Raw genomic sequence first — 26,692 nt, 5'->3', positions numbered from 1 at the left:
AAAAAATGATTGAAATTATTAACTTTATAGACTACTCAATTGAGATGAATACTAACTAAAAATAGGTAGTAAAAGTTACCGTGAAAATCTTTAAAAGAGTCATATTATTATCTTTACTTTTAATGCTAAATAATGCCTATTCCCAACAATTTAAAGGTGTTATTGTTAATGAAAATAATCAGCCACTGGAAGAAGCTTACATTTATAACTTACGGTCATTAAGCCATACACATTCTTCAGGAAATGGTGTGTTTACCTTGGATTATAGTGCTGTTGGAGACTCTGTGCGAGTTGGTTTGCTTGGATATAAGACATTTACAATGGTTTTAAATGCCTCAAATTTTAAAACAGCAACTCGAATTGTTTTAGAGGAAAAGGTGTTTGAATTAAAAGAGATGGTAATATCAGAAACTTTAAATCCTGTGAGTACTATTTCCCGAATGGATATAAAAACAAATCCTGTAAATTCATCACAAGAAGTGTTGCGAAAAGTTCCTGGTCTTATTATTGGTCAACATGCCGGTGGCGGAAAAGCAGAGCAATTGTTTTTAAGAGGTTTTGATATAGATCATGGAACCGACATTTCAATCTCAGTTGATGGTATGCCTGTTAATATGGTATCTCACGCTCATGGTCAAGGTTATAGTGATTTACATTTTTTAATTCCTGAAACGATTAGTAAATTAGACTTTGGCAAAGGTCCTTATTATGCTAATCATGGAGATTTTACCACTGCTGGTTACGTAGATTTTTTTACAAGAGATTATTTAGCAGAAAGTTCTGTAACGATTTCTGTTGGACAATTTAATGCCATAAGAACTCTTGGATTATTTAATTTATTGGAGAACACGCAAAATAAAAATGCGTATATCGCTACGGAGTATTTAGCCACAGATGGTCCATTTGAATCTGCTCAAAATTTCAACCGATTAAATTTGTTTGGTAAATATGTAAGTTTTTTGCCTAACAATGATAAACTTTCAGTGACAATTTCAAAATTTACTAGTCGATGGGATGCTTCAGGGCAAATTCCGCAGCGAGAGGTTGATAATGGTTCTATTTCTCGTTTTGGTGCCATTGATGATACCGAGGGAGGTCAGACAGAAAGAAGCAATTTCAATGTGGCATTTGATAAGCATATTTCTGATAATTCTATGCTAAAAGCTAATGCCTTTTATACTCATTATGCCTTTGAACTGTATTCTAATTTCACCTTTTTTTTAGAAGATCCTATAAATGGTGATCAAATTAGGCAGAAAGAAAATCGTCAGATATTTGGTATTAATACAGTTCTAAAAAACAATACGTTTCTAGGACAAACACCTGTAGTATTAACCTCTGGTTTAAGTTTAAGGCACGATATAGTGACTGATATTGAATTGTCAAAAACCTTAAACAGAAAGACAACATTGCAGAATTTAGAACTTGGTGATTTAAACCAAACAAACATGAGTGTTTTTACAAATGCAGAATTTGAATTTGATAAATGGCGTGTGGTTCCAGCGTTACGTTTAGACTATTTTAATTTTTTATATAATGATAAGTTACAGCCTACCTATAAAACTCAATCTGAAACAAAAACGGTTATAAGTCCTAAGTTAAATTTTTATTATGATGCTTCCACTAATTTGCAAATGTATTTAAAATCGGGTATTGGGTTTCATTCTAACGATGCTAGGGTTGTAGTCAGGCAATTAGGAAACGATGTGTTACCTCGTGCTTATGGCATGGATTTAGGAACCATTTGGAAACCATTTCCAAGTGTAATTCTCAATTCAGCTATTTGGTATTTATTTTTGGAGCAAGAGTTTGTATATGTTGGTGATGCTGGTATTGTTGAGCCTAGCGGTAAAACAGAGCGTTATGGATTAGATTTTGGAATACGTTATCAATTCTATGACTGGCTGTTTTTTAATTCCGATTTTACATTAACACATGGTAGAAGTAAGGAAGAACCTAAGGGTCAAAATTATATTCCGTTAGCCCCAAATTTTACTGTAACTGGAGGATTGTATGTTAATGAACTAGCTGGTTTTTCTGGAGGTATTAAATATCGATTTATTGACGATAGACCAGCAAACGAAGACAATAGTATTGTAGCCAATGGCTATTTTGTAACTGATTTTAATGCTAATTATAATTTAAAAGATATAACACTGGGGATTGTTATTGAAAATATATTTAATACAGAATGGAACGAGACACAGTTTGCGACAGAAACAAGACTTAAAAATGAAGCGCAACCCGTTGAAGAGATTCATTTTACTCCCGGGATTCCGTTTTCTTTAAAAGGTAGTTTAACTTATAAATTTTAAACGATTCCAAGGGTGTATAATTGATCTAATGTAGGCGTTATACTGCCACCTTCTGGTTCAAGAGTAATACCAAAAGCTTGAGAAGCATTAGCATTTTTAAGAGTAAATATTTTGTTGGTTACCGAATCAAAATCATTGAGTGTACCTAAACTTTTAGATGTTAAAGGCTCTAAAGTTAATGACCATAATTGATATACTTTTCCTTCTGGAGGTTCTGGTAATCCTTGGGCATCTAAATAAATGGTTTTAGTGCTTTTATCCCAGTATATTTTAGCATACGCATTTAGTGATATGGCTTGCCCAGCAAGAGGAACCGCAATAATATGTCGGTCTCTTAAAATCGATATGAGTTCTTTAGATTCTTTTAAATTGGTATTTACTTTTTCAATTTCAAGTTCTAAAAATTTTTTATCACTTTCATTTGTGCTGATTTTTGTCTTTAGTTGATTGATTTCATTTGAAAGTTGATTCTTTTCACTAGTTAACTGTCTGTTTTCATAACCTAACCATAATAATCCAACAGCAAACAAAATTGATGCTATCCAACCAGAATAATTAAACCAATTGATTTTGGACTTTTTGTTAACATAAGAATTAGTCTTAGAGTTCTCGTTATCTAACATAATATGCTCTTTTACAGTTTTAAATACATGTTTAGACTCACTTGGTGAAGAAGCTGCTGCTAGTTGAAGAAGCGTGGTTTCAATTTTTAAAACTTCACGCTCTATATCAGAATGCTTTAACATAAGTTCATGAACTTCCTGATTTTCTTTGTCAGAAAGACTGCCTGCAACGTAAAGTTCCAAAATCCCAGAGTCTATGTATTCTTTAATATCCATTTTAAATATTAAGCATGAGTCTTAACTGCATCATGCAATTTCTGTTTCTAGTTTTTATGGTGCTAATGGGCATATCTAAACTTTCAGAAGTTTCTTTTTGGTTATAGCCCTTAAAATAGATAAGCTCAATAACATCAATACAACTGTTGGCAAGTTTTGATACAAATACTTTAATATCTAAGCCATCATTTTCAGTATTTAAAAACTCATTAGTTTCTATAATATCAGCAAAGCACTGCTTATTAAGATTATGTTCAGAGGGATTAATTGTTTTTGAATGTATTTTATCTAAAGCAGCTTTTCTGGCAATAGTTAAAAGCCAAGTAAAAAAGCGACCTTTTTCAGTTGAGTAATTACTAGAATTATTCCAAACTTTAACAAAAACATCTTGTAAAATGTCATCTGCAACAGCATAATCTCTAACGATATTGTAAATAACACCGTGGATACTTTTGCCATACATATTGTAAAGAGCTTCAAAAGCTATTGTATCTTTCTGTTGAAATTTTTCTACAAGTATAGGTAACTGCATGCAACTGTTTTATGGTATCTAAAAGTAATAAAATAATAATAAAAAAGCTACTTAATGAAGTAGCTTAAATTATTGTATTAATTCTATAGTTTACCCCGATTATTTATCACGAAGGTAAGTATCGACTTCAATAGCTACATCTTCCCATGTTTTGCTTATGCCATCTGGTCCTTTATGCAAATCATAACACACTTTGTTTAAAGATTGTAAAGCACCTAAGGCATCCCAGTCTTTAAGGTCCATAGTAGCGGTCATGGAAACACGTCTTTCATCTGTGATTTTAACATCTAAGGGGAGATCATTAGTAACTCCGTTCATAGTAATTGAAGCAATATACTTATTGTCCATATATTTAATGGTGCCTTTTATAAATTCGGTATTTAACATGGCTCCAAAGAAAAAGGTTTTTAATTTGGCATCACGAGTTTCATCTTTAGTGAATAAACTACTTACAGGAATTGAAAAGTTTAAATTATTTAAAGCTTCTTGAGGTGTTGCTCCTCCTTTTTCTTCAAAATTAAGAGTTGCAAATTCGCCACCAACAGGTTTTTTTTCTGTGGTTTTGTAAGCAATCCATTTTACAGATGTAGCTTCAGGTTTTACTATAAATTTTTGAGACGCAACGGTTTCAGATGCAGCATCGATTTTAGTTTCTTTTTTTTCATTTTTACAAGCTGTTATACTCAATATAAGTGCAACAGCAAGAAGACTTATTTTTTTCATCTTTAATATTTTAATTTTTGATAATGCCTGCACAACTTACTCTGGTACCAGCAGCACCCGATGGCTGTGAAGTAAAATCATCAGCGCCTTCATGGACAATTATGCCTTTACCAAGAATATCTTTAGTGTCATCTCCACAACCTATACACCACTCATCTGTTGAAAAGGTAATGGAACCTTTGCCATCTGCACCGGCAGTAAAGTTTCCAATATCTCCTTTATGATAGCCTTCTGGAGACCCCCATTTACCATGTGGTTGATTTGTTGGATTCCAATGACCACCAGCAGATGTTCCATCAGGAGACGAACAATCAGATTTCTCATGAATATGAATAGCGTGTGTACCTTCTGTTAGGCCTTCCATATTAGCTACCATGGTTACAGAATCATTTTCTTGCGTGAAAGTGATTGTGCCAGAAACGTTACTGTCGCTTTTGGGCTCAAGAGCTATTTTTATGACTTGAATGTCTGAATCTAAAGCTTTTTTAGCCATTGCAGGTTCTTCAGTCATTTGTTCTGTGTTTTCCTCTTTTTTTTGGTTTTTACAAGCTGTTATACTTAATATAAGGGCAACAGCTAGAAGACTTATTTTTTTCATTTCTAACATTTTATTTTTTGTTAAAGTTAATCATTTTTAATGTTTTCCCAAATATCATTATGACTAATATCATGTTTTAAGATTACCAATTCATATAATTTTGAATTAAGTTTGTAGGTATGAACAAGTCACTAATAAATAAGTATAATATTGCAGGGCCTAGATATACTAGTTATCCAACGGTACCTTATTGGAATAATGAAACGTTTTCATTGGAACGATGGAAATCTTCAGTCATTACATCATTTAACGAAACTAATTCCTCCGAGGGCATTAGTTTATATATCCATATGCCATTTTGCGAAAGTTTATGTACGTTTTGCGGATGTAATAAACGCATTACCAAGCAACACGATGTTGAATCACCATACATAGATGCGGTTTTAAAGGAGTGGAAGATGTATTTGGAGCTGTTTGATGAAAAACCAATTATAAAAGAAATGCACCTTGGTGGGGGAACGCCTACTTTTTTTAAACCCGAAAACTTAAAACGATTAATAAACGGTATTTTAAAAGATGCTGTTCTTGCTGAAGGTCATGAGTTTAGTTTTGAAGGACATCCTAATAATACAACACGAGACCATTTACAAGCTTTATATGACGTTGGGTTTAGACGTGTAAGTTACGGCGTTCAAGATTATAATATAACGGTTCAAAAAGCTATTCATAGAATTCAACCTTTTGAAAACGTAAAACGTGTAACAGAGCTGGCTCGAGAAATTGGGTATACATCCATAGGGCATGATATTATTTTTGGCTTGCCGTTTCAAACCATGGAACATGTAGAGCAAACCATTTTAAAAACTAAAGAGTTATGTCCAGATAGATTAGCGTTTTATAGCTATGCTCATGTGCCTTGGATAAAAGGTAATGGCCAACGTGGTTTTAAAGATTCCGATTTGCCTAAAGCCGAATTAAAGCGACAACAATATGAGCTAGGAAAACAATTGCTTATGGATGTTGGATATCACGAAATAGGAATGGATCACTTTGCATTACCAACAGACTCGTTATATAAATCTATGCAGAATAAAAGTTTACATAGAAATTTTATGGGCTATACGGCATCAAAAACACAAACTATGATTGGTCTGGGTGTGTCTTCAATAGGAGATAGCTGGTACGGATTTGGTCAAAATGTTAAGGTGCTTGAGGATTATTACGAGTTATTAGAGAAAGATATTATTCCTGTTTATAGAGGGCATATTTTGAACAAAGAGGATTTAATAGTTAGAAAACATATTCTTAATTTGATGTGTAGTTTTGAAACCTCTTGGGATTCTGATGAAACCCATTTTGCAGAAATCCCTGAAGTTTTAATCAAACTTAAGGAAATGGAAAATGATGAGCTTCTTTTAGTAGAATCAAAATCAATTAAAATTTTACCTAAAGGGCAGCCTTTTGTTAGAAATATATGTATGGCTTTTGACCTGTTATTGCAAAGAAAAACCCCAGATGTGCAATTGTTTTCAATGACGGTATAATCCTTTTCTGAAAGCAAATGAATTTAATAACTTAAAATGATTGTAACCATTCTATTCAAAAGAATAGAAGATGATTAGTTGAATCAAAAAAATGGAAAAATGAAAAAAATTATTGTTCCAATTGACTTTTCAAAGCATTCAGAATATGCTTTAAAAGCCGCAGCCTCTTTAGCTCGAAAAAACAATGCAGAAATTATTGTTTTAAACATGTTAGAAATGTCTGAAATCATGTTGACATCAACAGGTGGTGATCAGAGAGAAAGAACCATGTTTTTTTATAAATTGGCTGAGCAACAGCTAAGTACATTTCTAAACAAAGAGTATTTAGAAAATATAAAAATTACTCCTATTATAAAACATTTTAAAGTGTTTAGTGAGGTAAATGATGTTGCAGCTAAACATAATGCAGATCTTATTGTTATGGGGTCTCATGGTGCAAATGGTGTTAAGGAGTTTGTTTTAGGATCTAATACAGAGCGAGTTGTAAGGTATTCTAATATTCCGGTGCTAGTTGTAAAAAATGAACTTAGTACTACTGATTTTAAAAATGTTGTGTTTGCTTGCGACTTTAATGACGATACTATAGCCTCTTACTCTAATGTTATTAAAATGTTCGACCATTCACAAATCAACTTAGTTTACGTTAATCTTCCTAATGATAGATTTAAAAGTACTCCAGAAATTGAAGAATCTGTCGACAAATTTTTAATGAAAGCAGATGGCAATTTAAAACGAAGAAATGATGTGCATTTTGTATGTGATTATACAATTGAAAATGGCATTATAAGTTTTTCAAAAAAAGTGAAAGCTGATATTATTGCGATTCCTACGCATGGAAGAAAAGGAATCGCTCTTTTTCTTGAAGGTAGTGTAGGTGAAGATATTGTGAATCATGCTACGTTGCCTGTAATGACATTTAAAGTTGACTAACTTTAAAATTAGAGTGACTAACTATGAGAAAAGGAATGGCTTTTTAAGAAGTTGTTCCTTTTTTTTGTACTAAAAACTTATAGCGATTTTTTATATGAATCGAAGTAGTTTAATGACAGTTCATTGAGCTCCCAGTAATTTCAACAATAGGAGATGGAGATATATAAGGTATACCTAAACCTAAACCTCTAAGAATAAAAAGTGTACCAATTAATATTACAAAGACAGGAATTGCTTTTTGTATTTTTTGACGCATTGCACCTTTTAAAAAATGACCAAAGTAAATTGCAGTTGTCATTAAAGGAATGGTTCCTAAACCAAAAAAGATCATGTAAAGACTTCCTTCTAAAGCATCACCACCAGCTATAGCACCAAAAACCGCCATATATACTAAACCACATGGCAAAAAACCATTTAAAAAACCAATAGTTAAAAACGTGTCAAGTGTTTTTTTCTTTAAAGCGACTCCTAATCCAGATTTAACTTTTGAAACAAGTTTAAAAAGGGGTTTTGATAAGTTATAATTATTGAATTTATTGTAAGGAATAAGAACTACCACAATCATAACAACACCTATAAAAATTGAGAGTTGTTGCTGAAATCCAAATAGATTTAAACCTTTACCAATAAGACCAAAAATTAATCCAATAATACTATAAGATAATAATCTTCCAAAATGGTACATACCTATTTGAAAAACTTTTTTATAGGTTTTAGATCTATCTACAGGAAGCACAAATGCTATAGGGCCGCACATTCCAACACAATGGAAACTGCCTAATAAACCCAAAACAAGTGCAGAAATTAACATAATTAATAATTTATGGAAGCTTTATAGATATAAGGTGTTCCATTATATTGCCAATCTACAGTAAGGTTCCATCGACCATCTAATAAACGTTTGTCAGGTACGAGCAAATAATTTTCAGACAATGAAATTGGAGTTTCAAAATCTAATTGTTTGTTAGATGGTCTATATAGGAACACTTTTCCTGTAATATTTTTGATATCGAAATTTTTTGGGAAAACAATGCGTAACCCTTCACTAGTTTTAGTGTAAGAGATATTTTCTTTGAGAGTTTTCGCGTTATTTTGTTTGTCAATATCTTTTTGATATCCTAGCTCAACTTTATAATAATCTTCTGTAACTAAATCATGATTATATTTTTTGTTAAAATTCATAGAAATAACAAAATACATGATAAAGGAAATAAATCCGATGAAAGCTAAAACAATTCCTGTTCCCCAATTAAATTTCATAATAACTATTTTTTTAATTATAACTTCTAGGACCTAAAAAGTTGACGGTTGTTGTTTCAATCAATTTATCGTGACTGTAAACTTCAATCATTAATTTATTTTTATCTCCATTAAGTTCTGATTTATTAATTTCAATAAATAAAGTCCCTTCTGCAATTCCTTGCGCAGGAACAATAAAATTATCTTTTGTTGAAACTAATTTGATAGTGCCTTTATATTTGCGTAGTTTAAACACTACGTCGTCAATTTCCTTAGTTGTTTTATTTACCAATTTATAAGTAAATACATTACTTATCATATTATTTGCTTTGTGTTCAAATAACTGGCCTGGTAATCTTAAAACAGTGGCTTCAACATCATTTCTTAAAAACAACATACCTGTTAACACGCCAACAAGAATAACTAAAACGGCTATATACCCTTTCATTCTCGCAGTAAGTTTAAAAGGTTCTTTGTTCTCTATTTCTGCTTCACTAGCATATCTAATAAGTCCTTTTTCAAGACCTACTTTCTCCATAATAGAATCGCACTCATCAATACAGGCAGTACAGTTTACACATTCTAATTGAGTTCCATTTCTTATATCAATACCTGTTGGGCATACATGAACACATTGGGTACAATCAATGCAATCTCCATATCCTAAAGCTTGTCTATCTTCCCCGTTACGCCATTTTTTTCTTCCATTTTCCGCTTCACCTCGTTTGTGATCGTAGGCAACAACAATTGATTTATTGTCTAATAATACACCTTGTAATCTTCCGTAAGGACATGCTATAATACAAACTTGTTCTCTAAACCATGCAAATACAAAATAGAAAACAGCTGTAAAAATTAATAAAGAAAATAGTGTGCTTAAATGGTTAGAGGGACCTTCTGATATATATTCAAGAACAGTATCTCCACCAATTAAATAAGCTAAAAAAACATTGGCAATAAAGAATGAAATAACTAAAAAAATGAACCACTTTAAAAGACGCTTTCTTATTTTTTCAGCATTCCAGGGCTGTTTTTTTAACTTAATTTGTTTATTTCTGTCTCCGTCAATCCAATATTCAATTCGTCTAAAAACCATTTCCATAAAAATAGTTTGAGGACAAATCCATCCACAAAAAATACGACCAAAAACAACGGTAAATAAGGTTATAAAAAGAACCCCTGTAATCATTGAGAGTACAAATAAATAAAAGTCTTGCGGCCAAAAGGGAAAGCCAAAAATATTAAATCGACGTTCTAAAATATTGAACATCAAAAATTGGTTCCCATTAATTTTAACAAATGGAGCTGCTATTAGAAAAGCCAACAACACATAGCTAACTATTTTTCTATAGTTATAGAATTTACCTGAGGGTTTTTTAGGAAATACCCACGCGCGTTTTCCTTCTTCAGTAATGGTGCCAATAGAATCTCTGAATTTTTCGTTTTTTGGGGTTTCCATTTTTTGTAGACTTGTTTAGACAAAAGAACCAAGACAAAAAGAAAATTTATGTATTAAATTCTTAAACTCTTGGTTCTTGTATTTTTACTTTAAATTTATTTAGTTGCGGCCATAGTTGATAAAGAGTCAACCTCTGTTGTTTTAGTTTCATCAACAGCAGGAGTTTCTTCAGTTTCATCAGGCCAAATAATATCACCTTGCGGCTCTTTAGGGTTAGCAGGAGTAGTGCCTTGCAGAGATAGCACATAACTTGCCACTTGTGCAATTTCAGATGGTTTAAAGTTTTGTTTCCAGGCAATCATCCCTTTGCCATCTCTACCACCTTCTGTAATTGTATGAAACACATTTTTAATGCCACCTCCTAAAATCCAATGTTTGTCTGTTAAGTTAGGTCCAATACCACCACCTCCATCAGCCATGTGGCAAGCAACACAGTTTTGCATAAAAATAGCTTTGCCAGCACTCAAATCTGCGGCATCCGTTAGTTGAGTTACGGTATTTATATCAACTAAATCTTTAGCATTTTTTTTGTATTCTGCAATACTTATTTCAGCTTGCTTATATTCTTCTGCATACTCATCAAATTGGCTATTGTTGCCAAGGATATGAACATTTACCAGATAAACTGCTGCAAATACTATTGATGCATAAAATGAATATATCCACCAAGGTGGTAGCGAATTGTCTAATTCTTTGATACCATCGTAGTTATGGTCTAAAATAAGTTCGCTTTCTGTCTCTATAGGTTTTGTGCCTGCTAATTTTTTATAAGTATTTTTAATCCAAGTAAATTGAGGAACTTTGGTTTTTGATGCTAAAAAACGTTCTTTTGCTTCTTCGGTTAAACTTTGAAACATAACATTTTCTAGGGCACCAATAATAGCCTCTATAGCTACTAGAATTAATAATACCAATAGAAGAAACAATAGTATGACTGGATATTTGATGAATGCTGGCTGATCGCCTGAATCAACAAAATATTCTACCAGGCCAAGAATTATAAAGAATACTATAGGGACTCTAATGTAAGATGGAATAAGATTTCTCATAACAAATAATCGTTTTGGTTGTTGTTGTCTAATGGAAGGTTACTCACAGTATTGATATATTCTTTTTTAGCAGAAAACACCCACCAGAAGAGAATAACAAAAAATGCGAAAAAAATAAGTAAAGATATGATAGGATAAATTTCAATTCCTGAAATAGTTTCCATGTAGTTTTTAACAAATTTCAACATGTTTATATTTTTTTAATGAATTAATTATTCTTGCGAATCTTTTACTTTTATATCTGTTCCTAATCGCTGTAAATAGGCTATCACAGCAACTATTTCACGATCTTTCATTTCAACAAATTCACTACCGCTTTCAGCAGCATTTTTCTTGTCGGCTTCATAACTTTCAGCAAAGTCAGGATCGGTATACAAATTTTGTTCAATTTGAGTTCCTTGTTCTGTCATTTGCTGTTGTGCATTGGCTATTTCCTCTTCAGTATAAGGAACGCCAAGAGTCACCATAGTTTGCATTTTAGCTTCTGTTGTAGATTTATCAAGTTTATTTTTAAGTAACCAAGGATAGCTAGGCATGATAGATCCACTAGAAGTGCTTCTAGGATCATACATATGGTTTAAATGCCAGTTGTCAGAGTATTTTCCTCCTATACGATGTAAATCTGGACCTGTACGTTTACTACCCCAAAGGAACGGGTGATCATATACATATTCCCCGGCTTTTGAGTATTCACCATAACGCTCTACTTCACTTCTAAAAGGTCTAATCATTTGAGAGTGACAGCCTACGCAGCCTTCACGAATATAAATGTCGCGTCCTTCAAGTTCTAACGGTGTATATGGTTTTACACTCGCTATAGTTGGAATATTTGATTTGATTAGAATGGTAGGTATAATTTGTACCATACCTCCAATTAGAATAGTTATAGTAGCAAATATGGTTAATCTAACAGGTTTACGTTCTAACCAAGAATGCCATCCTTCACCAGCAAGACGTTTTTTAGAAACGCGCTCTAAGGCTGGAGCTTCAGCTAATTCATCTGTAACTTTACTTCCCGATCTTATTGTGGCAACAATATTGTAAACCAAAATAAGCATACCAGTTATATATAAGGTACCACCAATAGCTCGCATCCAATACATTGGCATAATTTCGGTAACTGTTTCTAAGAAGTTACCATAAACTAACGTGCCGTCAGGATTGAATTGTTTCCACATACTTGCTTGTGTAAATCCAGCTACGTACATGGGTAATGTATACATAACAATACCAAGAGTACCTATCCAAAAATGAAGGTTGGCCATGCCTATAGAGAACAATTTTGTTTTAAATAGTCTTGGTACTAACCAATAAATCATTCCAAAGGTTAAAAAGCCGTTCCAAGCTAAAGCACCAACGTGAACGTGGGCAATAATCCAGTCTGTAAAATGCGCAATGGCATTTACATTTTTTAACGATAAGGTAGGCCCTTCAAATGTTGCCATACCGTATCCTGTAATAGCTACAACTAAGAACTTTAAAACAGGGTCAGTTCTTACTTTGTCCCAGGCTCCACGAAGTGTTAATAATCCGTTTATCATACCACCCCAAGATGGCATTAACAGCATAATTGAAAATGTAGTCCCTAAACTTTGTGCCCATTCAGGAAGAGCTGTATATAATAAGTGGTGTGGGCCTGCCCATATGTATATAAATATTAATGACCAAAAGTGTACAATAGACAGTCTGTAAGAATAGATAGGTCTGTTAGCAGCTTTAGGAACAAAATAATACATTAAGCCTAAAAATGGAGTTGTTAAAAAGAAGGCTACGGCATTATGTCCATACCACCATTGTACTAGGGCATCTTGAACACCAGCGTAAACCGAGTAGCTTTTCATACCAGTTAAACTAACTGGTAATTCTAAACTATTAAAAATATGAAGAACAGCAACAGTAACAAAAGTTGCTATGTAAAACCAAATAGCAACATATAAGTGGCGTTGACGTCTTTTTAAGATGGTTCCAATAAGATTCCAACCAAAAACTACCCAAATAACGGCAATGGCAATATCAAAAGGCCATTCCAATTCGGCATATTCTTTTGAGCTTGTAAATCCAAAAGGTAAGGTTAAAGCAGCGCCTACAATAATAAGTTGCCACCCCCAAAAGTTAATTTTACTTAACACGTCGCTAAACATACGTGCTTTAAGTAAACGTTGAGATGAATAGTAAACACCAGCAAAAATGGCATTACCAACAAATGCAAAAATAACTGCATTGGTATGTAATGGTCTTAAACGACCAAAACTTAACCATGAAATACCGTCGGTTAAAGTTGGGAATAAAAATAAATATGCCAACAGTAAGCCTACTAGCATACCAACAACGCCCCATACCATGGTAGCATAGATGAAATTTTTAACGATTTTATTATCGTAATGAAATTGTTGTACTTCCATAAGTTTAATAATTAATCTTTTTTAGTTTTAATTGATTTAGTTGATTTTTCTTTAACTAGTTCATCTTCAAAAAGCATCCGAACTGAAGGTGTATAACTATCATCATATTGTCCGTTTTTTACTGCTATAATAAATGCAATAAAAAATACAAGAGCAACAATAATACTAATTGTGAGCATTAAATAGATGACGTTCATACGTGTTTTAAATAAGCGATAAAAATACTTTTATGTGTTTTTCTATAATATGATAAATATCATATTATAATTATTTTAATTTTCTTCCAGCTATGTTTGTAGCAAGCGTTGTAAAACTTACAATACTAATTGAACTTAAAGGCATTAATATAGCTGCAACAACAGGAGCTAATTGTCCGGTTACAGCAAAGTAAAGCCCAAATACATTATATATAAATGATAAAACAAAACTCCATTTAATAATTTTTAAAGCCGTTTTAGATATTTTTATATACTCGTATAATTGATTAAATTTTGATGCATCCAAAATCGCATCACATGCAGGCGAAAATACATTAACATTTTCTGATATAGCTATTCCAACATTACTTTGTGCTAAAGCACCAGCATCATTTAAACCATCTCCAATCATTAAAACGTTAGCACCTTCGCTTTGATGGTATTTAATGTATTCCAGCTTATCTTCAGGTTTTTGGTTGAATAACAATTTTGTTTTGGCTGGAAGTAATTTCGTTAAATTTTCTTTTTCACCTGCATTGTCTCCAGAAAGAATGGCTAAATCATACTGTTTTTTTAGCTTATTAAATAACTGCGACAAGCCTTTTCTATAAGCATTATAAAACGTGAATTTACCTTTGTATGTATCGTTGCTACTTACATGAACTGTGGTGTTTAATGTTGATGTATCTGCAGCATACCCTACAAATGGGGCAGAGCCTATTTTTATTTGGTTTTTTTTGTATTGTCCCGTGATACCTTCTCCTAAATATTCCTGATACGTGTCTAATGGTAAAATATCATGTTCTTTTAAAAGGTTGTATAGAGACCGACTTAACGGGTGGTTTGAACCGCGTAAGGTGCTTTTTAATAAGGACTCTTCTTCAGGAGAAAGCTCAATACCTTCATAGTTTATAGAAGTATCTTTGTTGGCTGTAATCGTTCCTGTTTTATCAAAGATGATGGTGTTTATTTTAGCTAATTGTTCAATAACACTGGCATTTTTTAAATAGAATTTTTTATTACCTAAGATTCGTAAAATATTTCCATAGGTAAAAGGAGCAGATAACGCAAAAGCACACGGACAAGCAATAATTAATACGGCTGTAAATACATTTAAAGCTTTGCTGGAGTCTACTAGTAACCAATAGGTTGTTGTAATTAAGGCGATAGAAAGAACTGCTATAGTAAAGTATTGACTTATATTGTTTGTTATTGAAGTGAAGGATTGTTCTTTGTCTGTTTTAAATACATCATTACTCCAAAGTTGTGTTAAATAACTTTGTTCTACGGTTTTTAGCACGTCAACTTCTATGCTTCCTTCTAGTTGTTTTCCACCTGCAAATAATTTGTCGCCAGAGGTCTTCTTAACCACTTTTGATTCGCCAGTAACAAAACTGTAATCTATATGTGCACGTCCCTTAATCAAAATACAATCAACAGGTATTAGTTCTTCATTTCTAATAAGAAGTCTGTCTCCTTTTTTTATGTCATAAACTTGTATAGATTCTTCTTTTTCTTCAGAGGTTATTTTTGTAATACCAATAGGAAAATAAGATTTATAATCACGTTCAAAAGATAAGAATGTGTATGTTTTTTGCTGAAAAAACTTCCCTAGTAATAAGAAGAATACCAAACCTGAAAGGCTATCAAAAAAACCTGAGCCATAGTTAAAAATTATTTCAATGGTACTTCTAATGAATAATACCAAAATTCCTAAGGCGATAGGAACATCTACATTTAGGATTTTAGAACGAAGACCCTTATATGCAGAAATAAAATATTCTTGAGAGCAGTAAAAAACAACAGGAAGTGAAAAAGCAAACATAATCCACCTAAACAGTGGTTTGTATTGATCTAACCAAAACTCATTCACTTCAAAATACTCAGGAAAGGATAGAAACATAATGTTGCCAAAAGCAAATCCTGCAATACCCAGTTTGTAAATTAATGAGCGATCAATATGTTTTTTACCTGTGCTATAGTCGTCTAAACTTATAAAAGGTTCATAACCTATACTATTTAGAAGAATCACTAAATCTTTAAGCGAAATAGCCTCAGAATTAAAAGTGATTCTGATATTTTTTTTACCAAAATTAACAATAGACGAACTTATAGCAGGATGAATTTTATTTAAGTTTTCTAAAATCCAAATACAAGAACTACAATGAATATGAGGTATATATAAGGTAACTATTTGAGTTTTTCCGTCATTGAACTCTAAGAGTTGATCAATAATCTTACTATTATCGAGAAAATTATATTTTCCTTCAATTTCTTTTGGTGTAGCACCAGGAGCTTGTTGTAAGTCATAATAACAAGTTAAATCGTTTGCTGAAAAAATTTCATAAACAGTTTTACAACCATTACAGCAAAAAGGTTTGTTATCAAATATAATAACCTCCGTATCTTTGGTGTCTAAACCACAGTGGAAACATGTATGATGTTTCATAAATTTATTTACTCTTTTTTGTACCTAAATGCAAATATTTCAAATATAATAAAAAAGAAATATGATAATTATCATATTCATAAAATATGATAATTGTTAGGTTTTGTATAATTTAGCAACAATTTATCTTTCATTATGGGCAAGTGTGAACAATGTATTATAAAACAGTTTAATTCTTTAAAAACCTTAAGTGAAGAAGAATTAATAAGGATTTCATCTTGTAAAACATCTCGAATTATAAAAAAAGGAGACATTATATTTGAAGAAGGTGATACACTTAAAGGAATTTATTGTATTCGAGAAGGTATTTGTAAACTTACCAAGCTAAGTTCAAACGGAAAAGATCAAATTATAAAATTGGTTGTAAAGGGCGAATTAATTGGTCAGCGCTCTTTAGTTAGTGATGAAAGTGTCAATCTTAGCGCCATCGCTTTAAATGATATGGAAGTATGTTTTATTCCAAAAACCGAAATCTTGGCTGATCTTCAAAAAAACACAGCTTTTACATTTGATGTATTAAAAGAAATGGCAATGGATTTAAAAGAAGCCGATGATATTATTGTAAACATGGCTCAAAAATCGGTGCGACAACGTCTCGCCGAAACGTTGATTTATATTAATGATAATTTTGGAACAAAACCAGACGGGACTTTGAGTGTTTTGTTGTCAAGAGAAGATTTTGCAAATATTATAGGAACAGCAACAGAATCTACCATAAGAGTCCTATCGCAGTTTAAAAAAGAAGACTTGATTACTACTATTGGAAAACAAATAAAAATAATTGACTTAGATGGCTTAAGTCGTGTAGAATAACTTGTTATTTGATTTCCTTTTGCTGCTATAAATAAATCTAATAACTACAAGAACGTTTTTTGTATAAAATTGTATTAATTTTATACGGCTATGACAAAAAACAGTTTCAAAAAAAAAGGCTTTGTTTTTAAAACCTATCAAGCTCCTAATCTTTCTCCATTCGATAAACTTTTTGATATTTTCAAGGAATTAATTACCCATACTTCAGGTGATTTTGATGAAGCTATTGATTGGTTAAGAGAATTAGATAAAGAATACAAGTTAACGACACCCGAGTATACCATAGATGATTTTATTGAAGATCTTAAAAAGAAAGGGTATATACGCGAAGAAATTACACCCGATGGTTCAGGGGGAATGGCAATTACAGCAAAAACCGAAAAAGCTATTCGCCAACAGGCCCTCGATCAAATTTTTGGGAATATAAAACGTAGCGGACAAGGTAATCATAAAAGTAAAAGCCCAGGAATAGGTGACGAGCATACGGGCGATTTTAGAAATTACCAGTTTGGTGATGCTTTAGATAAAGTGTCGATGACCGAAAGTTTGAAGAATGCCCAGATTAATCACGGTATTGGAGATTTTAGTATTTCAGAAGATGATTTAGTAGTGGAAGAAACACTTCATAAATCGCAAATGAGTACTGTATTGATGATTGATATTAGTCACAGTATGATTTTGTATGGAGAAGACAGAATTACACCCGCCAAAAAAGTAGCCATGGCTCTTGCCGAACTTATTACAACCCGCTATCCAAAAGATACCTTAGATATTATTGTTTTTGGAAATGACTCATGGCAGATAGAAATTAAAGATTTGCCTTATTTAAAAGTAGGGCCGTATCATACAAATACCGTGGCGGGATTGCAATTAGCTATGGATTTACTGCGAAGAAAACGTAATACCAACAAACAAATATTTATGATTACCGATGGTAAACCAAGCTGTTTGCGTTTACCTGACGGACAATATTATAAAAACAGTAATGGGTTGGACAGGCATATTGTTAATAAATGCTACGCTATGGCTCAGCAAGCAAGGCGATTACATATTCCCATTACCACGTTTATGATTGCTCAAGACCCGTATTTAATGCAATTTGTTAGAGAATTTACCTATGCTAATCAAGGAAAAGCATTTTACACAGGCTTAAAAGGGTTGGGCGAAATGATTTTTGAAGATTACGAAACCAATAGAAAAAAACGAATTAGAGGATAATAAATGAGAAACAAGAACAAAGAGATTAGAATAGAGTCAAAGACAAGTTGACGAGGTCTATTTTCTTTTTTCTGTAATCTCTTTTGTAAAAGAAAATTATGAAAATAGAAACGATAAAAACTTTAGGCGAATTAAAAAAAGCAGGATATAAAAGTAAATCCATAAAAGATGAATTAAGAGATAATTTAATTCAAAAAATAAAGAATAACGAAACTACTTTTGAAGGTGTACACGGTTATGAAAATACTGTTATTCCAGAGCTAGAACGCGCCATCTTATCGCGTCATAATATTAACTTGTTAGGATTGCGGGGTCAAGCAAAAACACGTTTAGCACGGTTGATGTTGAACTTGTTAGATGATTATATTCCGTATGTTGAAGGTTCAGAAGTTAATGATGATCCGTTGCAACCTATTTCTCGTTTTGCAATTGAAGTAATTAAAGAAAAGGGAGATAACACTCCTATTGCTTGGTTGCACCGAAGTGAACGTTTTGCCGAAAAATTAGCCACACCCGATGTAACGGTCGCCGATATTATTGGAGATGTCGATCCAATAAAAGCAGCCAATTTAAAATTGAGTTATGCAGATGATCGTGTGATTCACTATGGTATGATTCCAAGAGCAAACCGTTGTATTTTTGTAATTAACGAATTACCAGATTTACAAGCCAGAATTCAGGTAGCGTTGTTTAATATTTTACAAGAAGGCGATATTCAAATACGTGGTTTCAAAGTTAGATTACCTTTAGATATTCAGTTTTTATTTACAGCTAATCCAGAAGATTACACTAACAGAGGAAGTATCGTTACACCTCTAAAAGATAGAATTGGTTCACAAATTTTAACGCACTATCCAATAGATATTGAGACAGCTCGATTAATTACAGAGCAAGAAGCAAGAGTGGTTGAAAGCCAAAAGGAGATGATAATTGTTCCAGATTTGGCTAGAGATTTACTAGAACAAATTGTTTTTGAAGCTCGTGAAAGTGATTTTATTGATGCAAAAAGTGGTGTGAGTGCGCGTTTGAGTATTACAGCCCTAGAAAATTTGTTAAGCACTGCTGAACGTAGAGCTTTAAAAGCTGGAGACTATAAGACGATGGTTCGGTTGAGTGATTTTGTTGGTGTCATTCCATCTATTATAGGTAAGGTTGAATTGGTTTATGAAGGAGAACAAGAAGGTGCAGCTGTTGTGGCTTACAACTTAATAGGCGAAGCAGTAAAAAGTTTATTCACTGAATTTTTTCCAAAGATTGAAAAGTTAAAAGCTCAAGACGAAGAATCGCCTTATGATGACGTAATATCTTGGTTTTTTAATCAAAAAGAAGGGTTTGAGTTATTAGACGATCTAAGAGAAAAAGAATATAAAAGTTTGCTGGATGCTATTACGCCTTTAGATGATTTATTAGGTCAATACCAGCCTAAATTAGCAAAAGAAGATAGTTATTTTGTTAAAGAATTTGTGCTTTGGGCATTAGTCGAGTTTAAGCAACTAAGTAAGTTTCGTTTTTCAGAAGGAACGCAATTTAAAGATCCTTACGGAAGTTTTATAAGTGGTATTTAGTCCTTTTTTTTGAATTTCCATATTCACGATATAAGGTGGTTTAATTTAAAAATATTTATTTTAAACCACCTATTTTTTCTATTCCTATAAAAAGGAATTTTCGTGTTCATACATCTCTATTTTTGATTCTTTTTCCGCCTTTTTTTATGTATATTAACCAAAAAGCATGTTTTTATCATGTTTTTTTATTCAAAATAAACAAAAAAAAGAAAATTAAACTTTCAAGATGGCGAAAGAAAATCTTACAAAAAAGAGCTCTATCAAACTCTTATCTTTTGATATTGATAATACCCTAATTGATTTTAATACCTTAAAAAGTAACTTTGGTAAAGTCTGGAATAAGTATAAGCCTCAAACAGATGTTTTATTAACGTATAATACTGGTAGATTAATTGACGATGTTCTTAACTTAATAAAACGAGGGGTGTTACCAGAACCCGATTATATTATAGCTGGAGTTGGTACGCTTATTTATGACTATAATAAAAAATGTGTTGTAAAAGAGTTTAATGAGGTGCTAGACGAAGGTTGGGATATAGCCGCCGTTGAAGAAATTATTCAAAGTTTAGATCATCCTATTAGCGAACAACCAGCAAGGTTTCAACATTCATATAAAAGAAGTTACTATTTTCATGATGCTAGTGAAGAGCTCATAAATAATGTTGAGCAGGTGTTTGCTGAATCAAAAATGTATATCAATGTGGTGTATTCTGGAAATAAGTTTTTAGACATTCTTCCAAAATGGGCCAATAAAGGAAATGCCTTAATATGGTTGTTAAAAAAGCTAGATTTAAAATCGTACAATGTTTTAGTTGCTGGCGATAGTGGTAATGATTCTGCTATGTTTAATGTTAAAGGTGTTAAAGGTATTGTAGTTGCCAACGCACATGAAGAACTTTACAAGTTTACTAAGCATAGAGAGGTTTATCATTCAGAACTTGAAAATGGAGATGGTATTATTGAAGGACTCATTTTTTTTGAAATATTACCTGAAGATGCTAAAATAACCAAAGAAGATAGTCACACAGACGATTATATTATTCAGCAAGAATTAAATATAATAGCCGAAGAAGATGATGATGAAAAATTAAAACTAATTCGTGAAGGTTATGATAAGGCCATTATAGCACTTAAAAAAAATATTACACCATTAGGTTTTTCAGCGTGTTCAATAAAAGATAACGTAACTAATGGTACTGACGAAAACTATCATAGTGTTTGGGCTAGAGATGGCGCCATAACATTAATAGGATCTTTATCTCTAATCCACGATGAAGAAATTCATCAATGCCAACGGCAAACATTAATTACATTATTTGAACATATTTCTCGTAACGGACAAATTCCTTCTAACGTAAGAATAAAAGATAATACAGCAGACTATTCGGGTGTTGGTGGTATTTGTTCCATTGATAGTGGTATTTGGGTAGTAATAGCTTTTTATGAATATGTTAAAGTAACTAATGATATTGATTTTCTTCGACAATATATTTCGTCGATAAAAGAAACTATGCGTTGGTTAGGTGCTCACGATAGTAATAATGATGCCTTATTAGAAATTCCTGAAGCTGGTGACTGGACCGATTTATTTGGAGGAAGTTATAATATACTTTATGATGAGATTTTATGGTACAGAGCTAATGTTTGTTTTGGCAGAATGTTAGAGCTTTTAGGTGATTATGAAGAAGCAGGAGAAAATATTAGATGGTCTCAAGTTATTAAAAAGGAAATTTTGCAAAATTTTTGGCCATCTACACAACAAAAACTATTTCAATCAGTATCCTTTGCAGAACGTCAATTTACACTGGGAGATACATCTTATTTAATTCAGCAAACAACACCTTTTGATTTTAGTTGGCGCTGCGATGTTTTTGGAAATGTGTTGGCATTTTTGCATGGTACCATCGATGCTGAAAAAGCGCACCAAACATTCAAATTCATGTTGGGTGTTGGTGTTAATGATCCATATCCAGTCACAAATGTGTATCCTGTTGTAACTCCAGGAGACCCCGATTGGAAACCATATTACACGGTGAACTTGTTGAATTTACCTAATCATTATCATAACGGGGGTATATGGCCTTTTGTAGGTGGTTTTTGGGTGAAATTTGTCAATAAATTAGGACTAAAAGATGTGGCTGTTTCAGAGTTATATAAGCTAGCCTTAATAAATAAAGAAGGTTTAACAGAAGAATGGGAATTTACAGAATGGGCGCATGGAACCACCGGTAAAGCTATGGGAAAAGCCTATCAAGCATGGTCGGCAGCACAGTATATTTCTGCTTGCCATGATTTAAAAATAATTAATAACTAAAATATAAATATTATGAAATCGATTTTAATGATCTCTTTACATGGATATGTTGGAGCCAATGCCGAATTAGGAAAACCAGACACAGGAGGACAAGTAGTTTATGTTTTAGAACTAGCAGAGCGTTTTAGCAGATTGGGTAAACGAGTAGATTTAGTTACTAGACAGTTTGAAGATCAACCAGAATACGATCATGTCGATGAAAACTATAGTGTTTGGCGGATTCCTTTTGGTGGTAAAAAGTTTATCAGAAAAGAGGATATGCACGACCATTTAAAAAAGTTCGTTACTAATTGTCTTGCAGCTATAGCCAAGGAGCGAAAAAAATATGATATTGTTTATACTCATTATTGGGATGCTGGCTGGGCAGGACAAAAAATAGCGGAAGAATTGGGTATTTCTCATGTACATACTCCACATTCATTAGGATGGTGGAAAAGACATTCTATGGGAAGTGACATGGATGAAAAAGAAATGGAAAAAACGTATCGTTTTAAAGAGCGTATCCGTAAAGAATATTTTGTGTATCAAATGTGCAACTATGTGATTGCAACAACATTACCACAAGTAGATTTACTTACTAAGCAATATGATGTATTACCTCGTAATTGTGGTATGATTCCACCAGGAATTGATGAAAATCGTTTTTATCCAGTTCCGTCTAAAGAAAATGATAAGATACGCTCAAAATATGATATTCATCCGACAGATATACTTGCTTTAGGTAGAATGGCACATAATAAAGGTTATGATCTTTTGTTGAAGGCATTACCTACTGTATTTGAACTTTGTCCAGAAGCACGTTTGGTCGCGGCTATTGGAGGAGATAAATCAGATCAAGATAATGAAGGCATAAAAAAACTAAAAACTTTGGCAGGCGAGATAGGTGTGGCAGATAAAATAAAATGGAAAAACTATGTCGCGGATGAAGATTTAGCGAATGTTTATCGAGCCGCTAATATTTTTACGATGCCATCACGGTATGAGCCTTTTGGTATGGTTGCCATTGAAGCCATGGCTTGCGGAACACCTAGTATTGTAACGGTCCACGGTGGTTTATATGATTTAATTGATTTTGGAAATCAAGCCTTATTTGCAGATCCTCATCGTCCTACAGAGTTTGGAGCTATGATGGCCATGCCATTATTATATCCAAGATTGCGTAACGAATTATCGGTTGAAGGAGCTCGATTTGCGCGTCGTAATTTTGGTTGGACAGGTATAGCCAAGCGCATGCTTCAAGTATTTAAGAATTCAATTAATCAGCAAACGATGGAATCTAATATTTACACAAATTAGGAGATATCTATTTTTTAGGTTTACTAGCTACTTCTAGATTTTATGTTATTTGTGCATAATTGAATAATTTCTGCAATTCGCTTTTGTCTTGTAGTTTCGCGTTTAGCTTGGTTTAACCAATATAAATAGCTTTTTCTGTATGAAGGAGCAAAACTTTGGTAATTGTTATAGGCCTTTTGATTTTTATCAAATTCAATTTGTAAATCTTTTGGAATAATGCCATTTTCTACGTCATCTAGTGCTGCCCAACTTCCGTTTTGTTTGGCTATTTCAATTTTATCTAAACCAGACCTATGCATTAAATCTAAATAGATTAATTCTTTAATATATTTTTTATTTAAAGCACTCCAAACGCTTTTTTCATTTCGAGGTGTGAAGTATTGTCTACGTTTTCCATTTCCTAAACTTTTTACGGTAGAATCTATCCATCCATAGCACAAAGCCACTTTAACAGCGTCCTCCCAACGCATACTGTCATTTTCATGTTCTACTTTATAAAATATTAAATAGATGCCTTTTTCAGAACCATGATTATCATGTAACCAATTACGCCATTCATCATCAGTTTTGAAATATAACTCGGGGGTTTCCAATAGTTTTAAAGTTGGTTTAGTTTGGTCATATGAAATTGTAAAAATAAAAATACAATATTTTATTGTACTGAAAACGTACTAATTTGATGTAATGGAATTCCTGAATCTGAGATGCCTTCAATCTCGATAATATAATCACTTTTCATGTCACAAGTAAAAAATGAAATTTCTTTAGTTTGTTGTTTTTCAGATATTCTTATTATAGGTTCCCAATAAAGTGTTGTTCTAACGTCGCCATGAATAGCCGCTTCAAAGCCATTGACAGGATCTGGGGAATAAAATTCCTTAGCAGTATAAAATCCTTCAGCAGCAAAGTTAATAATACCTGGTTTTCTCTTCACATTTCTTGAAAACCTGCTATTTCCAATTCTTGAATAAATAACAATAACTCCATTACCAGCGTTTGAATACATGGCTGCGTCTGCACCTTTATAAACATCTATAAAGGATACTTCGTTGGCATATAAAGTTTTTAAAAAATCAATATCAATTGGAAAATCATCTAAAAGTATTCTAGGTTCTCCACCACCTCTAATAGAAACAGTATTCCCAAAAACAGTAACTCCAGTGAAACGCCTCAATAAATCAAAAACACTTTGTGCACTTAAAGTAATATCCGATTCAACATCCAATCTATTACTGGGATACCCAAAGCGTACTCTATCATCCATTTCCTTTTTTCTTTCACTTTCTTGAGTTTTTTTTCTTGCAATAATGGTGATTTCTTCTAGTTTTTGTCTTTGCTGGTCAAATTCTAAATTAATATCACTAATATATTTTGACATTTTTAAAAAATTTGCAATTTGTTTTTCGGTAGTTATATTACTTTTTAAAATAGTACTTCTACTGACTTTAGGACTTGGTTTATCTTGATCCATTAAAATCAATACATTTCTATCTTGTTCATCTTTCGATTTAAAATTTGTTAATCTCGATTGAACTAAGGTTTGTATAGAATCATAAAATATATAAGGACCAAAACTAAATTTTCCTTGAGAATTTGATTTTTGAACAGGTTCTTCAATAATTTGATCTCCAAAAAATGTTAATTTAGAGTATGCAGGTGTAGCTGTGTAAGGCGATTTTAAAAATTTGGTGGTTCCAGAAAGTGTGATGCCTTTTTCAACTTGATATTTGTCTAAATGTTTTTTATCATACAATAGACCTTGCCAAGTAAAACGGCTCCAGCCATTTGTCATCATAACCAAATCTAAAAGATATTTACTTTTAAAATCGGCATCTTTATTAAAAAAGTAGCCAGGATCTTTAACTTCTCCTCTTAAATCTGAATTGAGCAACAACCATGTTTTAATGTTTTCAGAGCGATTGTTGTAAGGAAATGTATTCATGTCCCTTACGCTCATTGATAAATGGCTTGGAAGATTATTTCCTTCATTGTCTTTCACATTTAAGTTTAATGAAAATTTTTCTCTGGAGCCTAAAACTTCTTTATCCTTTTTAATCGCAATAGTTGCTTTGTTTTTGGGATTATCAATAAAAACTAAACGTTCACAAACCGGATTACCTTCTGAGTTAAATAATGTTAAATGAGTTACTCCATCTCTTAATTTATCGGTTTTTAATATAAGAGAATAATTATTTTTGTTTTCTGTTTCTAATTTATTAAATAGCATATCACCACGTTGGTGCGCCACAAGATAAGTGCCTGCAAGCCCTTTTGCCGTTGTTGATTTAATATCTACTAATAATTGCTCTCCCTTATTGATTACATTTAAGGTATATCCCAATGGCAAAGCTTCAGGTAATGGGTATCTATATTCAGAACCATTAATCTCTATGTTTGCATAATATGTTTTATTTGGTTCAGGAGTTAAAATAAAAAGTCCCAGACCAAAATCTATCGTAGAAAATTGAGACACAACAGTATTGTTGCTATCTGTAATGTTACCAGAAAGGTTTATTTTATTATAAATATCATTTTTAATTTTAATGGCAACTTTACTTGTGACATTTTCTACTAAATAGCCACCTTCTGGATAAAAGTTTAAATCTGGTTTCTCTGAAATAGTAGCTTCTTGTGATGAGTCTGCATTTTCTAAACTAATTGACTTCTCTTTTTCATCTAAACCCCAAATGGTTATTTCCTTTTGAAAAAAGTAATCCGAATCACAATTTCTCATATAATTGGTGTAGGCCCTTAACAAGTAATTACCTTCTTTCCAATCTTTTCCAATTTTAAAATCGCCAGCTGCGCTGATATCAGTCGTATATAATTTTTTCTTGTCAAGAATACTGTCTTTATCATTAATGAGTTCTACATAAAGCACAGAGCTTTTAGAGCTTTTAGCATGAGTTATTCCGTTTACTAAATAGGCTGTAAACCAAATGCTTTCACCAACTGAATAATAGGGTTTATCAGTTTGAACATAAACTTTTTCAGGCCATTCTTGAGAACTGTAATTTTGAAGTTTTTCTTGAACTAAGTCAGTGAAATTATTTCTGTTAAAAACAGCAAAAGAGGTTAAAATAATGCACAATGCACTAAAGAAAAGTGTTTTTCTCATTGGGATATGCTTAGTTGGTTGGTATTGTACATCTAGTTTATTTTACTTTTAAAAAGTTAAATAGATAACATAAATTAATGAAAAACTAATAATGTTTATATAATTTAAACTACTAGCAAAAAAAATAAAACCAAATTTACGATGACCAATCA

At 32.4% G+C, this 26,692-nt stretch carries 22 protein-coding genes; 8 read left to right on the top strand and 14 right to left on the bottom strand.

The annotated features are described in order from the left end of the window. Positions 1 to 122: 122 nt before the first annotated feature. Positions 123 to 2,315, top strand: a complete 2,193-nt coding sequence (locus tag G5V56_RS11135) for a TonB-dependent receptor (protein ID WP_166965053.1) — start codon at positions 123 to 125, stop codon at positions 2,313 to 2,315. On the opposite strand, the gene G5V56_RS11130 is transcribed toward G5V56_RS11135, so the two are convergent. The 4 genes from G5V56_RS11130 to G5V56_RS11115 all read right to left on the bottom strand — a co-directional run bounded on the left by G5V56_RS11130 (position 2,312) and on the right by G5V56_RS11115 (position 5,007). Beyond that, on the bottom strand, positions 2,312 to 3,154 hold the full coding sequence (locus G5V56_RS11130; RefSeq protein ID WP_166964947.1) for an anti-sigma factor: 843 nt from the start codon (positions 3,152 to 3,154) through the stop codon (positions 2,312 to 2,314). The genes G5V56_RS11135 and G5V56_RS11130 overlap by 4 nt on opposite strands. A gap of 1 nt (position 3,155) precedes the next feature. Then, the gene (locus G5V56_RS11125) at positions 3,156 to 3,686 is read right to left on the bottom strand and encodes an RNA polymerase sigma factor (RefSeq protein WP_166964945.1); all 531 of its coding nucleotides are present in this window, start codon (positions 3,684 to 3,686) and stop codon (positions 3,156 to 3,158) included. A gap of 99 nt (positions 3,687 to 3,785) precedes the next feature. After that, on the bottom strand, positions 3,786 to 4,409 hold the full coding sequence (locus G5V56_RS11120; protein WP_166964943.1) for a YceI family protein: 624 nt from the start codon (positions 4,407 to 4,409) through the stop codon (positions 3,786 to 3,788). 10 nt (positions 4,410 to 4,419) lie between these two features. Then, entirely contained in the window at positions 4,420 to 5,007 is a 588-nt protein-coding gene (locus G5V56_RS11115) for a superoxide dismutase family protein (RefSeq protein WP_166964941.1), read from the bottom strand. 119 nt (positions 5,008 to 5,126) lie between these two features. Between G5V56_RS11115 and hemN the strand changes: the two genes are divergently transcribed. Then, the gene (gene hemN / locus G5V56_RS11110; RefSeq protein WP_166964939.1) at positions 5,127 to 6,491 is read left to right on the top strand and encodes an oxygen-independent coproporphyrinogen III oxidase; all 1,365 of its coding nucleotides are present in this window, start codon (positions 5,127 to 5,129) and stop codon (positions 6,489 to 6,491) included. A gap of 99 nt (positions 6,492 to 6,590) precedes the next feature. Continuing rightward, the gene (locus G5V56_RS11105; RefSeq protein WP_166964937.1) at positions 6,591 to 7,421 is read left to right on the top strand and encodes a universal stress protein; all 831 of its coding nucleotides are present in this window, start codon (positions 6,591 to 6,593) and stop codon (positions 7,419 to 7,421) included. Positions 7,422 to 7,530: 109 nt separating this feature from the next. Here the strand turns inward: G5V56_RS11105 and G5V56_RS11100 are convergent, their stop codons facing one another. The 8 genes from G5V56_RS11100 to G5V56_RS11065 form a co-directional block, all read right to left on the bottom strand. Next, positions 7,531 to 8,232, bottom strand: a complete 702-nt coding sequence (locus G5V56_RS11100) for a sulfite exporter TauE/SafE family protein (RefSeq protein ID WP_166964935.1) — start codon at positions 8,230 to 8,232, stop codon at positions 7,531 to 7,533. A gap of 2 nt (positions 8,233 to 8,234) precedes the next feature. Further along, a complete protein-coding gene (locus G5V56_RS11095) occupies positions 8,235 to 8,681 on the bottom strand; it encodes a FixH family protein (protein WP_166964932.1) in 447 nt (148 codons plus the stop codon). Between the two features lie 13 nt (positions 8,682 to 8,694). Further along, a complete protein-coding gene (gene ccoG / locus G5V56_RS11090; RefSeq protein WP_166964930.1) occupies positions 8,695 to 10,119 on the bottom strand; it encodes a cytochrome c oxidase accessory protein CcoG in 1,425 nt (474 codons plus the stop codon). Positions 10,120 to 10,214: 95 nt separating this feature from the next. Next, positions 10,215 to 11,168: a cbb3-type cytochrome c oxidase N-terminal domain-containing protein gene (locus G5V56_RS11085; protein WP_166964928.1), complete on the bottom strand. Its 954-nt coding sequence runs from the start codon at positions 11,166 to 11,168 to the stop codon at positions 10,215 to 10,217. After that, positions 11,165 to 11,356, bottom strand: a complete 192-nt coding sequence (locus G5V56_RS11080) for a CcoQ/FixQ family Cbb3-type cytochrome c oxidase assembly chaperone (protein ID WP_166964926.1) — start codon at positions 11,354 to 11,356, stop codon at positions 11,165 to 11,167. The genes G5V56_RS11085 and G5V56_RS11080 overlap by 4 nt, the downstream gene beginning before the upstream one ends. A gap of 24 nt (positions 11,357 to 11,380) precedes the next feature. Further along, a complete protein-coding gene (gene ccoN / locus G5V56_RS11075; protein ID WP_166964924.1) occupies positions 11,381 to 13,570 on the bottom strand; it encodes a cytochrome-c oxidase, cbb3-type subunit I in 2,190 nt (729 codons plus the stop codon). 11 nt (positions 13,571 to 13,581) lie between these two features. Further along, positions 13,582 to 13,767 (bottom strand): cbb3-type cytochrome oxidase assembly protein CcoS, encoded by a 186-nt coding sequence (gene ccoS, locus G5V56_RS11070; protein WP_166964922.1) that lies wholly within the window; start codon positions 13,765 to 13,767, stop codon positions 13,582 to 13,584. A 70-nt stretch (positions 13,768 to 13,837) separates the two neighbouring features. After that, entirely contained in the window at positions 13,838 to 16,216 is a 2,379-nt protein-coding gene (locus G5V56_RS11065) for a heavy metal translocating P-type ATPase (protein WP_166964920.1), read from the bottom strand. A gap of 135 nt (positions 16,217 to 16,351) precedes the next feature. Between G5V56_RS11065 and G5V56_RS11060 the strand changes: the two genes are divergently transcribed. From G5V56_RS11060 to G5V56_RS11040, 5 genes are all read left to right on the top strand, one after another. Then, entirely contained in the window at positions 16,352 to 17,029 is a 678-nt protein-coding gene (locus G5V56_RS11060) for a Crp/Fnr family transcriptional regulator (protein WP_166964918.1), read from the top strand. A 90-nt stretch (positions 17,030 to 17,119) separates the two neighbouring features. Beyond that, positions 17,120 to 18,247, top strand: a complete 1,128-nt coding sequence (locus G5V56_RS11055; protein ID WP_166964916.1) for a vWA domain-containing protein — start codon at positions 17,120 to 17,122, stop codon at positions 18,245 to 18,247. Positions 18,248 to 18,345: 98 nt separating this feature from the next. After that, positions 18,346 to 19,812, top strand: coding sequence for a magnesium chelatase (locus G5V56_RS11050; RefSeq protein WP_166964915.1), 1,467 nt, complete (start codon positions 18,346 to 18,348; stop codon positions 19,810 to 19,812). Between the two features lie 226 nt (positions 19,813 to 20,038). After that, the gene (locus tag G5V56_RS11045) at positions 20,039 to 22,126 is read left to right on the top strand and encodes an HAD-IIB family hydrolase (protein WP_166964913.1); all 2,088 of its coding nucleotides are present in this window, start codon (positions 20,039 to 20,041) and stop codon (positions 22,124 to 22,126) included. Between the two features lie 12 nt (positions 22,127 to 22,138). Continuing rightward, on the top strand, positions 22,139 to 23,422 hold the full coding sequence (locus tag G5V56_RS11040; RefSeq protein WP_166964912.1) for a glycosyltransferase: 1,284 nt from the start codon (positions 22,139 to 22,141) through the stop codon (positions 23,420 to 23,422). Positions 23,423 to 23,445: 23 nt separating this feature from the next. On the opposite strand, the gene G5V56_RS11035 is transcribed toward G5V56_RS11040, so the two are convergent. Then, complete coding sequence (locus tag G5V56_RS11035; RefSeq protein WP_166964910.1) at positions 23,446 to 24,015, bottom strand: YdeI/OmpD-associated family protein; 570 nt, start codon at positions 24,013 to 24,015, stop codon at positions 23,446 to 23,448. A gap of 59 nt (positions 24,016 to 24,074) precedes the next feature. Continuing rightward, a complete protein-coding gene (locus tag G5V56_RS11030; RefSeq protein WP_166964908.1) occupies positions 24,075 to 26,540 on the bottom strand; it encodes a TonB-dependent receptor plug domain-containing protein in 2,466 nt (821 codons plus the stop codon). Between the last annotated feature and the right edge of the window lie 152 nt (positions 26,541 to 26,692).

The organism is Yeosuana marina, assembly GCF_011762485.1.
Classification (GTDB): domain Bacteria; phylum Bacteroidota; class Bacteroidia; order Flavobacteriales; family Flavobacteriaceae; genus Yeosuana; species Yeosuana marina.
The sequence above is the reverse complement of the archived record's forward strand: the minus strand, read 5'-3'. Positions and strand labels throughout refer to the sequence as shown.

Coding starts and splice junctions, on each gene's coding strand:
- G5V56_RS11135 (WP_166965053.1), top strand. CDS start 123: ATGCTAAATAATGCCTATTCCCAACAATTTAAAGGTGTTATTGTTAAT.
- G5V56_RS11130 (WP_166964947.1), bottom strand. CDS start 3,154: ATGGATATTAAAGAATACATAGACTCTGGGATTTTGGAACTTTACGTT.
- G5V56_RS11125 (WP_166964945.1), bottom strand. CDS start 3,686: ATGCAGTTACCTATACTTGTAGAAAAATTTCAACAGAAAGATACAATA.
- G5V56_RS11120 (WP_166964943.1), bottom strand. CDS start 4,409: ATGAAAAAAATAAGTCTTCTTGCTGTTGCACTTATATTGAGTATAACA.
- G5V56_RS11115 (WP_166964941.1), bottom strand. CDS start 5,007: ATGAAAAAAATAAGTCTTCTAGCTGTTGCCCTTATATTAAGTATAACA.
- hemN (WP_166964939.1), top strand. CDS start 5,127: ATGAACAAGTCACTAATAAATAAGTATAATATTGCAGGGCCTAGATAT.
- G5V56_RS11105 (WP_166964937.1), top strand. CDS start 6,591: ATGAAAAAAATTATTGTTCCAATTGACTTTTCAAAGCATTCAGAATAT.
- G5V56_RS11100 (WP_166964935.1), bottom strand. CDS start 8,232: ATGTTAATTTCTGCACTTGTTTTGGGTTTATTAGGCAGTTTCCATTGT.
- G5V56_RS11095 (WP_166964932.1), bottom strand. CDS start 8,681: ATGAAATTTAATTGGGGAACAGGAATTGTTTTAGCTTTCATCGGATTT.
- ccoG (WP_166964930.1), bottom strand. CDS start 10,119: ATGGAAACCCCAAAAAACGAAAAATTCAGAGATTCTATTGGCACCATT.
- G5V56_RS11085 (WP_166964928.1), bottom strand. CDS start 11,168: ATGAGAAATCTTATTCCATCTTACATTAGAGTCCCTATAGTATTCTTT.
- G5V56_RS11080 (WP_166964926.1), bottom strand. CDS start 11,356: ATGTTGAAATTTGTTAAAAACTACATGGAAACTATTTCAGGAATTGAA.
- ccoN (WP_166964924.1), bottom strand. CDS start 13,570: ATGGAAGTACAACAATTTCATTACGATAATAAAATCGTTAAAAATTTC.
- ccoS (WP_166964922.1), bottom strand. CDS start 13,767: ATGAACGTCATCTATTTAATGCTCACAATTAGTATTATTGTTGCTCTT.
- G5V56_RS11065 (WP_166964920.1), bottom strand. CDS start 16,216: ATGAAACATCATACATGTTTCCACTGTGGTTTAGACACCAAAGATACG.
- G5V56_RS11060 (WP_166964918.1), top strand. CDS start 16,352: ATGGGCAAGTGTGAACAATGTATTATAAAACAGTTTAATTCTTTAAAA.
- G5V56_RS11055 (WP_166964916.1), top strand. CDS start 17,120: ATGACAAAAAACAGTTTCAAAAAAAAAGGCTTTGTTTTTAAAACCTAT.
- G5V56_RS11050 (WP_166964915.1), top strand. CDS start 18,346: ATGAAAATAGAAACGATAAAAACTTTAGGCGAATTAAAAAAAGCAGGA.
- G5V56_RS11045 (WP_166964913.1), top strand. CDS start 20,039: ATGGCGAAAGAAAATCTTACAAAAAAGAGCTCTATCAAACTCTTATCT.
- G5V56_RS11040 (WP_166964912.1), top strand. CDS start 22,139: ATGAAATCGATTTTAATGATCTCTTTACATGGATATGTTGGAGCCAAT.
- G5V56_RS11030 (WP_166964908.1), bottom strand. CDS start 26,540: ATGAGAAAAACACTTTTCTTTAGTGCATTGTGCATTATTTTAACCTCT.